The sequence below is a fragment of the Paenibacillus sp. Root444D2 genome, from assembly GCF_001426375.1.
Lineage (GTDB): Bacteria > Bacillota > Bacilli > Paenibacillales > NBRC-103111 > Paenibacillus_E.
Genome location: NZ_LMEO01000053.1, coordinates 114,648 through 126,993 on the forward strand (window position 1 = coordinate 114,648; position 12,346 = coordinate 126,993).

Consider the following 12,346-nt stretch of genomic DNA (forward strand, 5'->3'; position numbering starts at 1 on the left):
CATAATGTCATATGACAGATCTTTTCGATAAACGTTGTCGGTAAAGGGTCATTCCATGGAAAAAATACCCTATCGTCTAATTCCGAGAAGGAATGTAGAAGGTAGAGCTCCCTTGCCTCAAAGTAAACAAAAAAGAACGCATCCCCGGATATCCATCCGAAATTTGCGTTCTTTGAAATATAAACCATAATTATAATAATTCAGAGTGCAGGGTGCTATAGCCTGCACTATACTGTTTGTGCCTTGGCCGTCTTGAGAACCACTATCCCTTTCACTCAGCATTGCTCATTCGTCAGGAAACTACTTCATCCCGTTAACTTTCGGTTAATTGGATGAGATTTTTCTCGCATCCATTTCTGAGCTGTGGGGATAGTGGGCATTGGTGGATTCTCACAAGCTAGTCTTGCACTTCCGCCAGCGTAGGGAGCGCAGGAATCGCCCCCCTGCGCGTCGTCGTAATTGCGCCTACACGATTGGCGAAGGCGAATACCTGCTCAGCGGCTCCTGTTTTGGCGAGCACGTCAACGATGGTTGCTGGCGTAGCGCCCAGCGAAACCAGCTGATAAAGCATGCCGCCGACAAAGCTGTCGCCGGCGCCAGTCGTATCCACGGCTGCCACAGGCGTGCCGGGGATGACGACATCCTGCCGTGCGGTCACGACACGGCAGCCCTCAGGACCTAAAGTGATGATAATCACTTTAGGTCCTCGCTGCAGCAGCTGCTGCGCACCTGTGGTCACATCCACGCCGAGGAGAAATTCGATTTCCTCCTCGCTGACTTTGACCACATCCGCAAGCGGAAGCTGCGCAAGGATTTCTGCCCGAGCTGCGTCAGCGCTCGGCCACAGCGCCAAGCGCACATTGGGGTCGTACGACACCAATGCGCTAAGTTCTCTCGCTCGTCGTGCTGCGTCCAGCGTCGCGGTGCGGCAAGGCTCGGCGATCAGCGATACCGAGCCGAAATGATAGACCGCGGCGTCTTCCAGCCATTGCGCCTGGACTTCGTCTGCGCGCAGCAGCATGTCCGCCGCCGGGTCGCGGAAAAACAAGAAATCGCGCTCACCATCCGTGCGCAATGAAACAAACGCCAGACCGGTCTTCGCCTCATCGGTCTGCACAACTGCCGTATGCACGCCAACTTCGTCAAGCGTGCGCACCAAAAAATCGCCGAATGGATCACGGCCGATTTTACCGATAAACCTTGCGTCGCCGCCCAACCTGGCTACCGCCGCAGCGACATTGGCCGGCGCTCCGCCCGCCGCCCGCTGGAAGCTCGTAACGTCTGCCAACGCTTGCCCGTTCACCTCCGGTACGAAATCAATCAAAAGCTCACCCAGACATACGATATACGTTTTACCCATTTCTCCATCAATCCCCTTTGCATTGGTATCTTAACGCATTTAGCACATAAGTTGTCGTTTGCTCAATTATAGTCGGGGTATCAGGCCGTTCCTCCGTAAACAAAAGCTCAAAAAACTCCCTCTGCTTATAAAAAAATATCGATCCCAGCACAAACATAAGCGTGCTATCCAGTGATTCAAAATGAAAAATCCCATCCAGTCTTCCTTGCTCTAGAAATTCCCTTACCTTTTTCCATAATGGATACAAGAGCTCTCTCATTTTTTCCAAACGTGGGGTAATCGTAATAATCTCCATTTGAATCAGGCTAATCATTTGAGGATCAGCATTTCTAAGCTCTACGACACCCTGAATGATTGTCCGGATACCTACGATGGGATCCTCAATGGCAATATAATCATCTATCCTGTTCGTGGGGAAAAACTGTTTAAATATCTCGTAGAAAACACTCTCTTTGCCGCCAAAATAATAAGAAACCAGAGCCACATTGGCCCCAGCCTCCTCACATATTTGACGAACACTTGTCGCGTCATAACCGTGCTTCGCAAACAGCTTCTTCGCTGCCAGAAGAATTTTCATTTTCATCTCTAATTCTTGCTCAGCCATTCTATCAACGCCCTCCTCGTACTTGAGCTAAGCGGTTTGTGTACGTTGTTCCATGGCAGGCACTGCCTTTGCTTTTTTCGCAGACACAACCATAATATCAATGACTAGTGCAACTGCGGCAATAAGAAACAAGAAACTGACTTCCTTGGCAACACCCGGTCCGCCGAACAAAATGTTCATTAACCCATTCACCGCATAAGTCGCGGGGAAAGCATTACTGATTGTATGATAAAAATGCGACAAAAGCTCCCTTGGCACAATAGCGCCAGAAGACACCAATTGCAAGGACAACATCGCGATGTTAAATAGCATACCTGCGTTCCCAAACAATGTCAAAAACATTTGAGCGACGAGCGCAAAGGTGAGTAAGAATAAGGTTTCGAACGTCCAAAGGGATAAAAAGCCTTTCTCCACATGCCCGCCTAATGAAACAACCATCGTTGCACTGATCAGTCCCACCACAACGACCGCTATGACTGTCACAACGATTCTTGCGGTCATTTTGCCCATTTTATTAACAGATGCACCCAGTATATTCGTAGACACATTAAAGTTCATTCCCATGATCATTGTACCCACAATAGAAGCAAGCACGAGCATCATAGGAAGCATTTGATTCGGCATATCCTTTACTTTATTGGTGCTTTGAATATCAGAGGTCACCTTAGTAGCGAGTCCTTGAGCGATTTGCCCTGCTTGCTCGGCTGGTAATTTCGGATTCATCTGTGTTAAAACTGCTGATGCCCCAGCTGCTACAGCCTCTTTGTTCACAGACGCCGTGACATTCCCGGCTACCGCTTGCATCACGGACTTCGTCATAGAAGGATTAGACTCATTAATTGTATACGTAATGGGTACCGTCTTTCCTGGTGTTTGAAGCTGTTTAGAGAAATCAGCCGAGATATGCATAACCATCTGAACCTGACGATCATTCAACAGATTCTGTGCTTGTTCGTTAGAAGCTACTAGCTCTGTTTGAAACGGAAGGTTTCCTTGCAGATTCTGAACAATTTTGCTCCCCAAACCTTGATCTTCATTAACAATCGCGATCTTTAATTGGCTCGTGTTGTCGGATACTCCCGCGTAACCCGTCATCCAAATCAAACTAAACAACAACTGAAACGTAATCGCTGTAATAATCCCGACCTTCGTCGTTGCTTGTTTTAGAAATGCACCTAGTGCGTGTTTCATTTTAACCGCTCCTCTTCGTTAAACGATTGTTTAAATTAAACGTTTGTTTAAATTATAGGGCGGAGTTAAAAAGCTGTCAAGATATGTATATCTGATTTGTAGTAGTCTAACGACATGAAAATACCCTCGTTAGCGACAAGAAAGTCCCTACAACCACTCTTAGTGTCAAACATTACGACAAGAAACTCCCTACAATTTGAACAGCAACCTAAAAGTGCGACAAGAAACTCCCTATAAAGTGTACGGGGATCTGCTGAACTTCCGAGGCACTCCATGCTCAAAACACTGCTGTTTTGAATATCCCCATCTTTTAATTAATTTAAATATAAAAAAACCAAATTAAAAAGGTACCCATAGATAGACTAGACACAATGAAAAAAGTGCATAGGCTATGGGTATCTTTTTGTATGAATAGAAGAGAAAGTGCCGGAGTGGATTAAATCATGTCTAATAAATTTTTTTTCGAAAAAAAAAACTCATGCTACAGCTTCTTCTCCCCCCAAACTCCACCAACCATCCGACAATAACTTATTTATCGCCGGAATTAGTTGCTTTTTCCGTCATTTGTGAGGAAATCATTATTCTTCGAGGGAGCGAAACAACTGTACTTTTTATATAAATCCTTATTGTGAGTTCTTTCTTATTCCTCTATTGATTATTTGTTTAATACCTCTATCAGGATCTAAGCATCTTAATTCTGGAATGAAAAAACCTTCCTACTCTACCATAAACTGATCTTCGAAAGAGAATAGTTTATGGTCTTCAGGAAAAGAAACCAGATAAAAGAGTCCAATTTCATGCATTTTACTATCTGAAAAATCTAAAAAATTCTCAACTATCCATACTAGCTTGCTATCTTTAAGCTCTAGTACTGAAATTCCCTCCCTCCTGCTCCAGCATCAAGCAACTTAACCATGTTCGATCCAGGAGTAGTCTATAGTCACCTTTATTTAAACCACTACCATTTGCTAAGACATTTGAGGTCAAGGTTATCTATACGTCACTTGACCAATCTATATATAAAAGAGGCAAAAAGTCCACGCTAGAAGGTTGTAATTCGAATGTGCTTGCATAATTCGGTATAGATACACATAAGTCCCGTCCCTACATAGTTGGTAAAATGAAAACAGGAAACATCCTCGAATGGAGGTAATGTTTCCTGTTTTAAAAAATGGGATGATTGCATTTCCTAGATACTTCTTGTGGTTTTTTCGAAACAAATGTTTAGTTGGAGGTGCTCATTCCAAGCAGGCTGGTCAGCAGTCGCACACTTTCGCTGCTTTCGATGGTCATGACAGTGTCCAAGATAGCTACTGCAGTCTCGTCGGAGCTAACGCCCTTAAGGTTGTTTCGGAATTTGCCCTTGATGTCCTCCGGAGTTGCCGGTGATACCGGATGCCCTCGAAATCCACGCTGGTACCAGACGAAGCTACGACCATCTTTCATGATGATTTCAACGTTCGAGCTGAGGTCAGGATCGCCTTTGGGGATTGGCATTGCGTACGGCTTGATGAGGTCACCGATTGAGAGGATGACCGGGTCGGCCCAACGCTTCGGGTCAAGATAGTCCTGAGGTGCATTTTGTCCGGTGAGGAACTGAAGTCCCACACCGAACGCGAGGCTGAACTGGGCAGAGATCGCGTCGGTCGGACGGGTGAATCCACTCTGTGCTAGCTGCGCCGCCTCCAATCCGGAACGAGATGCGGATCAAACGTGCAATCGCTTCACTTCACCGCCACTCTGGTCGTACTCCATCGTTCCGCCGGCGTCGCTGGTTGCGATTCCGAGGGCATTTGTGATTTCTAGCTCTGTCAGCTCAAGAACCTTGCCGGCAGCTGCCGCAGCGCCAAACACGCCGAGAACCTTTGAACCGTGCCATCCGGAGGCCTGCATCCCGGCGCCAGTCACCGCTCCGAGCAAACTCATGACCTGCACACCGGCAACAACGGCTGTGATCAAGTCACGGCCCGATGCGTTATCGCGTTCGGCTAAGGCAAGCGCGGCTGGTAGCACTGCTGAACTGGTGTGCCATGCCAGCATGTGCGCGTCATCGTACTCACAGATGTGACCGAACGTACCATTGATGTATGCCGCTGTCGCGGCGCTAGTGCGAGCTATCCCGAGCGCCACCGTGCTTTCCGGTACGGCTTTTATTGATTCTGCGAGTCGGCGCACAGGTTGGACGTTGGGCAACGTAGCTCCACTTCTGCAACTAACAAATTACTTCGCTTGGAATCCGCCATCCACGCTGAGTACGTGCCCTGTGGCGAAGGATGATTCCTCGGAAAGTAGCCATACAATAGCGTTAGCGATTTCTTCCGGTTTACCCATGCGATTCATAGGCTGCATTGCGGATACAGTAGCCTCATCATACGTTCCTAAAGCGAGTGAGCCTGCAATGATGTCGGTATTCGTAGTTCCAGGAGCTACAGCATTAATTCGAATGTTTTGAGTAGCGTAATCAAGTGCACCTGATTTTGTAAGACCTACAACTGCATGTTTTGTTGCAGCATATGGACCTGCATAAGGTATACCGTTTAGCCCTGCAATGGATGCTAAATTTACAATCGAACCACCACCTGATTTCAGCATTTCTAGGATTTGATACTTCATACCTAAAAAGACGCCCATTACATTGGTTTGAAGCATTTTTTGGAAGTTTTCAGGATCAGCATCTCCAAGTGCTAGGTTTTCGTTACAAATCCCTGCATTATTTACTGCCATATCGAGTCTGCCGTATTTTTTTATTGTGAAGTCAATGAGGTTACGAATGTCTGCTTCTTTGTCTACATCCGCAACTACAAAAGAAGCTTCTCCACCTTGCGAACGAATTTCTTCAACAGCTTTTTGTCCGAGTTCTTCACGGCGACCGCTAATGACAACTTTTACACCTTTGCTAGCTAACTTTTGTGCTACCGATTTACCAATACCTGTTGCTGCTCCTGTTAAGATTGCTACTTTGTTTTCCATTTTGTTGGCCTCCATTTTTTTAGTATTAAGGGGTTATTTTATTAAAACAATCTCTTGGATATACTTTAAAGGCATCACCCCTTCCAATAAAATAAATGAATGATCATTTATTAATGCTGAAAAAAAAGAGTTGGTTAGACTTTTACAGCGTCCCAACTCATTTGGATAATCAATTGAAGATTTTCTTGATTCAGTTCAAATTCATTTTTGAAATGCTGTTTCGCTATCTCATCTAATGGAATGAAGGCATAAGTGATCAGTAGTTTCGTGCTAATTTGCTTGAACAACTGTTTTTTCTTGCCCTCTTCAAACAAATTGAATACAGGGTTGAATAACGATTGTCCCTTATCTAAAAACAACTTATCAATGATCGGAGAGTTTGTAAACTGCTCGATAAATAGGAAATAATCTTTGTTGTTCAGGATGAAATTCGCATAATTTCTCAATACTAATTCGAATCCGTCCTTCACTTCAACCGTACCATCGATCCCATGAAACATTTGCAGGCTCATTTTCTCTTTAACGCTTACATACAGCTTTCCTAACATGTCCTCCTTATTTTTAAAATAAATATAAATGGTTGCCGGTGATACTTTGGCTCTTTTGCCTATTTTCGACATGGATATATTTTGAAATCCAATTTCATTGAGAAGCTCGATTGTGGCCTGAAAGATAGCTTCGCTTTTGTTTTCGTCTTTGTGTCTCATGAATATATAATAAATGATCGTTCATTTAATGTCAACTACACTGCAAGGGCTTTTGTTCTTCCCGTTAATACAACAAATCTACAAGTTAGCTTAATACCGTCGCTCAGTCTATAAGTTTATTTTCACGGTTTATCACTTTATTTTCAGTCTAACAGTTGCCCCTGCTAAAACTGTAATATACGGCCCAGATGGAATAGCTGCTATCATTTTCTTTATCACAATTATTCTCCTGTTATTCGCTATTTTCCATCCATTGAAAGTGAAAGCATATCTTTCGATCAAGCCGCTCGAACGTATGCGCCCCAGATGATCCTCCAAAAACATGGTTCACTTTTAACCATTTGTAAAGGTACAAGACTCAACAACTGTTAACCCTCTCATCTCAAAATCCCTTGATTAACCGGTTCTCTGGCCAGATCGTGAGGAACATTTTGCACTTTTTCGGTTCGCATAAACAATCTGTATTCCTTTTAAATTGATACAAGCAGTAATCATAAATACCACCACGATCATCATCATCATACTAAAAAAGACCCCTTGAATCGATCCTATGTGAAAAGCAGATTGAATACCGTTCGTAATGAGAGGCGAAATAAACTGTCCAATGTTAGCAAATGCCGTCATGAGCATAACCGCCAAGGTTCGAAATTCACTATTAGCTACTTCTGCCATTTTATTTAATAGGACAGGATAAGCGAGTCCAAATCCAAACCCTGCGGTACCTACCGCTGAAGCGGGCATACTGCAGCCACAGTATGCCTATTCCTGCTGAGCTGTTTTAGGACGGTGGTTCAATTTTCTCAGTTTCAGTCCTAGCAATAACGTTAACGGAATAATCAATTGAAATAATGTGCCGTATATGGCATAGCTTTTAGGGAATTTGATAATCTCCAATTGATCCCGGAAGGCAATTAATGTTATGGACCAAACGATCAAACCGACAGGAAACAGGTAAACATTAACATTATCGTTTTTTACCAACCTTGAGGAAAGCTTTGCCAATACGTAGTACTCGACAGACAGTTTGATAATCGCTGTAACAAACCAAGCGAGTATGACGAGAGGCTCGATTCTTATTTGAGCGCTTCCGATTGTCAAAGCACCGGCTGCTATTGCACCTGGTATAGAAACATACTTTAAATAATCACCTAATAATCCAACAGTCACGATGTATTTAATTAAGAATGTCCCCAATATAAAAAGGATTGGTAATAAAATCCTTTTTATATGAAATCTGATCTCTTCGCATAATTCCGGAATAAACAAGAACAGAAATATTTCACCTGAGGAATTGGAAGATATCGTATAAAATTCTCGAAACGCAGGGTGAAGACCATTATAAAACAAAGGAAGAAAATAATTACTTTGTATGTTGCCAATGCTCAACAAAAGAATGACGACATTCGTGATAAAACAAATTGTTGAAAAAAATACACTGATTTGTATAATGCTCTTTATGCCGCCCTGAACACAAATCAAAAAAATATGAAAGACCAATAAAGCCGCAATAAACATCGGGGCATGTTTCACTAAAGTTAAACCGCTTATTGTACCCCAAACTATTGCTAAATCTTTTCCGGTCATTATGATAATAAATAACCAATAAACACCCAAAATGAATACATAAGTAAATTTGCCAAATGAGTTTTTGATAAGGTCAATAAAATCTTCACCCTCTTTTCCGAAACGCAACAAAGATCGATAAAGAAAAAACAATAAAAGTATCCACATTCCTCCCAGAATAATTGATATTACTTGATCTTGAGGTTGATCCAAGAAGCTGAAAGGTATTAAAGAAGCTGTGCCAACACATATTCCATAAACCAGAAAGGAAGCTGCTCCAAGTCCTTTATTTCTCATGTTTAATTTCCTCCAAAAATTAACAACGAAATGGGTTTAACCAAGCGAGTCAAGTATATGCTGATGGACATGTTCCCTTTAAGCAACGCCATTACAAATACACAGATTCCAATGAAAGAAACGACCCAATATCCCAATTGCTTGCTGCCTTTTCGATTAAATATTTTGTTGTTGTACACCAGACATAAGACCATAAGAAGGGTAAGTGATATGATTTTTAACATTTACTTGTCTCCCTAGGCATGAAATCCAACATTTTTTATGGTAACTTCAGTTTTAAAATCTATTTTGACTTCCGGTAAAATACGACTCCACTCGTTGTGATTTTTCTTCCAATAAGAAGGATGATAGCGATACAGATGATCACCAAATCCCATTGCATCGCAATGGTAGTCGACTACGATTTTTCTCATTAGTGAAATCAGTTTGCGACTAAGCTCATTTTTGACCAAAATTTGCAGATTCGATATGTCCTCTGTAGTTGTAATTCCACCAAGTGGTGCTTTATTCACATTAAAAGCTAACGCCCCATTAAAAACAAAATTAGGCTTATCCTCGGATAGCTCCGAATGCAACTTAAATTGGCCATCGCCAAGTACGACTTCAACCGGCTTATTTTTATACATAACCTTAATGCGTAAATCGGGTTTCTGATTATTTAGTAAAACTATCAGCCCCATCTCTTTGTCATCCAGATACCCTGCTAACTTACCCAGGTTTAATACAGCTGCTCCGGAAATTATCAATCGTGTCTGACCTTCGGATTCTATTGTATCTAGCTGCGTAATAATCAAACCTTGTTGTTTACCTGATGCTTCTTCGAGAATTTGAACCGCTTTCGTTTGAATGCCCTGACGGTTGATCAGTTTGATAATTGAGTCTGATATAGATTGATTTTCCATTGCACTTGATTGTAACAGATCGTGAGCTTTACCTTTGGCTGCTGCAAGATAAGTACCTCCGCGAATTGAATTTGTTCGGGCAAAGTCCAAAACGACATCTGTAATTCCTTTTTTAAGCATATTCTCACCAATAACGATAGCCTTATTATGCAAGGGTATTACTTCCTTGGGATGAAGCAATTTTTGTTTAGAGATCGCATCGGCTATATTTAGTTCCGAAACCGATTCCAAAAAGTACTTCATGGATTTCTTCCCCTTTTCTTTTCCATCGGCAGGTTCCGTGTTTAATATCTCTGAAGTTAAGATCACGCCTTTTTTTTCTTCATCAATCCCGATAGACAGTGTTATGGCTAAATCCTCAAGTTGTGTCCCTGGACTGCAACCTATTATCAAAGAAAGCACAAGAAATGCTATTCCTTTCCTCAAAAAATCACCCTCACTCTTCTTTATTGCCTATACTTAACAACCATCGTTTTATAGATCGGCCGTGAACTTTACTTATAGGACTCATATAGCTGATTCCGAACGACGTTGTGTTTATAAAATGAGCAAGAATAACCGTAAAGCTTAAGAGTAGTCCGGGTAACCCCGCGATAGCTGAAGTAACTAAGAGAGGAAACCTTAGGAGTCTCGCAGATGATCCAAAGCTATACTTGGGAACGATATAGGATGTAATACCAGTAAATGCGACGATAATGACCGTAGGAGCTGATACAAGGCCAGCCTGAACAGCCGCCTCTCCGATAACCAATGCTCCAACGATACTAATGACTTGTCCTACATTTTTGGGAAATCGCAATCCTGCTTCTCTAAGGACTTCGAACACAAACTCCAATAACAACACTTCTAAGATGATTGGATAAGGAACCCCGGATCTTGCCGAAGCAAAGCTGATGAGAAGCTTAGTTGGAATCAATCCCCAGTGAAAAGTGGTAACAGCAACGTAAATGGAAGGAAGCGTTATGGAGAAAAAGAAAGAAAATAGACGAAGAAACTTCACAAAAAAAATGAAAATCGGAAGATCATAATAATCTTCCGGGCTCTCCATGAATTGCCAAAAAACGGCTGGAAGGATTAAGACATCAGGCGAGCCGTCAACCGAAATTGCGAGCCGTCCTTCAACAAGATTACTGGCAACTGTATCAGGTCGTTGTGTATTTTGAATAATCGGCAAGATTTTCAATTTTCTTCTATCCAAAAATTTTTCGATAAAGCTGGAATCAGTTATGTAATTTATTTTCATTTTTTTTATTCGGTCTATGATTTGGATGACTAAATTTGGATCCGCAATACCGTCCATATAATAAATCTCTGCAGAAATATTTGAGTACTTACCCAACTTTAAAGAGACAATCGTCAAATTTTCTGATTTTAACCGTCTTCTAATCAAACTCCGATTGGTGGATAGATCTTCTATAAAACCATCCTTGGGTCCACGTAAAGTTACTTCCAAGTCTGGACTGTTAATATCCCTTTTATCAAACTTATCGAGCTTAATTTCAAGAAATTGTTTGGACTTATTTTCCAATATAATCAAAGAACCATTTAACAATAAATTTGGTATGTCACTTTCTTTATTTTGAATTGTGATTTTCATGGCTGTTAATGAATTGACAATACTAAGCAATGTCAGATTGTCCGAATGAAGGTTTAATAAAGGCTTTATGACAGATTCTTGACACAAATTTAAGTCAACGATACCTTCCATATGAACTAAGCATATTTCATCTTTATGCATGTATCTTATCTTTAGATCAGGCGGATTTCGAAGCGCATTAAAAATATCATGAATCCGATTTTCCAACGGATTATTTCCCATTATTATCACCCTGAAGTATTATTTCCCAAAAATATTTTCGTATTCACGCTGGCATATAAGTTAAGACGAACGTAAAACAGCCCCGTATTTTGCTTCATTCGTAGGTTAAGTGGTTAAGTATTATTAGCCTTTACGTTGGTAAAATAAAAAGCTGGATCTGTATGAACAGAATCCAGCTTAAAAATTTATTGGATTACATCAATCTTTAATCCGCACTCCAAATTTGAACCTTACCTCCATTATTCCCACTAATGACTTTCATTATATCCAAAACTTCGGGTATTGACGTTGCTCGTCAAGGTTGTTAACCAAAAGCGCGACAAGTACAATGACCAAAGAGCCAATAAGAACAGGATTAATCAAGAACGACCAAGGACTGCCTGCCACAATGACTACGATTGGATCGGCCCCCGCTGGCGGATGAGTGGTTCGGGTTATGTGCATCAAAGCGATGGCCAGACCTACACCGAGCGCTATCACCCAAAAAGAATTACCGAATAAATGAAAAAGAAGTAATCCAACCGCAGTGGATACTAAATGACCTCCGATGATATTTCTGGGCTGGGATAAAGGAGCGTCCCATACGCCGAAAGCCAAGACACAACTGGCCCCGAATGGAGCCATAAGCCAAGCAGCGGATGTTAGGTCAGTCAAGAAAGCCAAGATACCAATGGCGATGAATCCGCCCATGAAACCGATCAGCGCGGTTTTGGAAGATACTTTCAGCGGACTTCTTCCAGGCCCCGCCATTTTGGAAAAATATCGGTGCCATGTAGTTTTCATTTCCATAATGAAATCACATCCTTTTGAATTTTACAACCAAATGAATAGTTAATTAGTTATTTGTTTATGATAATACGTGCCATAAAGGCCGTTGTCAACCCTTATTTTCATAGCACACTAGGTATTCATTACTGATTAAATTTATAGATT

At 41.9% G+C, this 12,346-nt stretch carries 13 protein-coding genes and 1 pseudogene; all 14 read right to left on the minus strand.

Translation table 11 applies throughout. The features are described 5' to 3' along the window. Positions 1-397 precede the first annotated feature (397 nt). On the minus strand, positions 398-1,360 hold the full coding sequence (locus ASD40_RS35505) for a PfkB family carbohydrate kinase (RefSeq protein WP_057307840.1): 963 nt from the start codon (positions 1,358-1,360) through the stop codon (positions 398-400). 7 nt (positions 1,361-1,367) lie between these two features. Further along, positions 1,368-1,964, minus strand: coding sequence for a TetR/AcrR family transcriptional regulator (locus ASD40_RS35510; protein WP_057307841.1), 597 nt, complete (start codon positions 1,962-1,964; stop codon positions 1,368-1,370). 27 nt (positions 1,965-1,991) lie between these two features. After that, on the minus strand, positions 1,992-3,155 hold the full coding sequence (locus ASD40_RS35515; protein ID WP_057307842.1) for a YhgE/Pip domain-containing protein: 1,164 nt from the start codon (positions 3,153-3,155) through the stop codon (positions 1,992-1,994). Between the two features lie 1,224 nt (positions 3,156-4,379). Then, positions 4,380-4,844, minus strand: a complete 465-nt coding sequence (locus ASD40_RS35520) for an MmgE/PrpD family protein (protein ID WP_057307843.1) — start codon at positions 4,842-4,844, stop codon at positions 4,380-4,382. Positions 4,845-4,862: 18 nt separating this feature from the next. Then, positions 4,863-5,348 carry an MmgE/PrpD family protein gene (locus tag ASD40_RS35525; protein WP_057307844.1) on the minus strand — a complete coding sequence of 162 codons (486 nt, stop codon included), beginning with the start codon at positions 5,346-5,348 and terminating at the stop codon, positions 4,863-4,865. Between the two features lie 27 nt (positions 5,349-5,375). Then, positions 5,376-6,125, minus strand: coding sequence for an SDR family NAD(P)-dependent oxidoreductase (locus ASD40_RS35530; RefSeq protein ID WP_063870898.1), 750 nt, complete (start codon positions 6,123-6,125; stop codon positions 5,376-5,378). A 134-nt stretch (positions 6,126-6,259) separates the two neighbouring features. Then, entirely contained in the window at positions 6,260-6,673 is a 414-nt protein-coding gene (locus ASD40_RS35535; protein WP_235549513.1) for a TetR/AcrR family transcriptional regulator, read from the minus strand. A gap of 6 nt (positions 6,674-6,679) precedes the next feature. Beyond that, a pseudogene (locus tag ASD40_RS39195) lies at positions 6,680-6,832 on the minus strand (TetR/AcrR family transcriptional regulator); the annotation flags it as partial. A gap of 396 nt (positions 6,833-7,228) precedes the next feature. Beyond that, entirely contained in the window at positions 7,229-7,573 is a 345-nt protein-coding gene (locus ASD40_RS35540) for a hypothetical protein (RefSeq protein WP_057307847.1), read from the minus strand. An 18-nt stretch (positions 7,574-7,591) separates the two neighbouring features. Next, positions 7,592-8,692: a GerAB/ArcD/ProY family transporter gene (locus ASD40_RS35545; protein WP_057307848.1), complete on the minus strand. Its 1,101-nt coding sequence runs from the start codon at positions 8,690-8,692 to the stop codon at positions 7,592-7,594. 2 nt (positions 8,693-8,694) lie between these two features. Next, positions 8,695-8,916, minus strand: a complete 222-nt coding sequence (locus ASD40_RS35550) for a hypothetical protein (protein ID WP_057307849.1) — start codon at positions 8,914-8,916, stop codon at positions 8,695-8,697. Between the two features lie 12 nt (positions 8,917-8,928). After that, positions 8,929-10,020, minus strand: coding sequence for a Ger(x)C family spore germination protein (locus ASD40_RS35555; protein WP_057307850.1), 1,092 nt, complete (start codon positions 10,018-10,020; stop codon positions 8,929-8,931). Between the two features lie 10 nt (positions 10,021-10,030). Further along, positions 10,031-11,413 carry a spore germination protein gene (locus ASD40_RS35560; RefSeq protein ID WP_057307851.1) on the minus strand — a complete coding sequence of 461 codons (1,383 nt, stop codon included), beginning with the start codon at positions 11,411-11,413 and terminating at the stop codon, positions 10,031-10,033. Between the two features lie 261 nt (positions 11,414-11,674). Continuing rightward, entirely contained in the window at positions 11,675-12,202 is a 528-nt protein-coding gene (locus ASD40_RS35565; protein WP_057307852.1) for an HPP family protein, read from the minus strand. Positions 12,203-12,346 lie beyond the last annotated feature (144 nt).

What these genes read in the sequence shown, in the direction of transcription:
- ASD40_RS35505 (WP_057307840.1), bottom strand. Translation starts at nt 1,360, where the DNA reads ATGGGTAAAACGTATATCGTATGTCTGGGTGAGCTTTTGATTGATTTC.
- ASD40_RS35510 (WP_057307841.1), bottom strand. Translation starts at nt 1,964, where the DNA reads ATGGCTGAGCAAGAATTAGAGATGAAAATGAAAATTCTTCTGGCAGCG.
- ASD40_RS35515 (WP_057307842.1), bottom strand. Translation starts at nt 3,155, where the DNA reads ATGAAACACGCACTAGGTGCATTTCTAAAACAAGCAACGACGAAGGTC.
- ASD40_RS35530 (WP_063870898.1), bottom strand. Translation starts at nt 6,125, where the DNA reads ATGGAAAACAAAGTAGCAATCTTAACAGGAGCAGCAACAGGTATTGGT.
- ASD40_RS35535 (WP_235549513.1), bottom strand. Translation starts at nt 6,673, where the DNA reads ATGTTAGGAAAGCTGTATGTAAGCGTTAAAGAGAAAATGAGCCTGCAA.
- ASD40_RS35540 (WP_057307847.1), bottom strand. Translation starts at nt 7,573, where the DNA reads ATGCCCGCTTCAGCGGTAGGTACCGCAGGGTTTGGATTTGGACTCGCT.
- ASD40_RS35545 (WP_057307848.1), bottom strand. Translation starts at nt 8,692, where the DNA reads ATGAGAAATAAAGGACTTGGAGCAGCTTCCTTTCTGGTTTATGGAATA.
- ASD40_RS35550 (WP_057307849.1), bottom strand. Translation starts at nt 8,916, where the DNA reads ATGTTAAAAATCATATCACTTACCCTTCTTATGGTCTTATGTCTGGTG.
- ASD40_RS35560 (WP_057307851.1), bottom strand. Translation starts at nt 11,413, where the DNA reads ATGGGAAATAATCCGTTGGAAAATCGGATTCATGATATTTTTAATGCG.
- ASD40_RS35565 (WP_057307852.1), bottom strand. Translation starts at nt 12,202, where the DNA reads ATGGAAATGAAAACTACATGGCACCGATATTTTTCCAAAATGGCGGGG.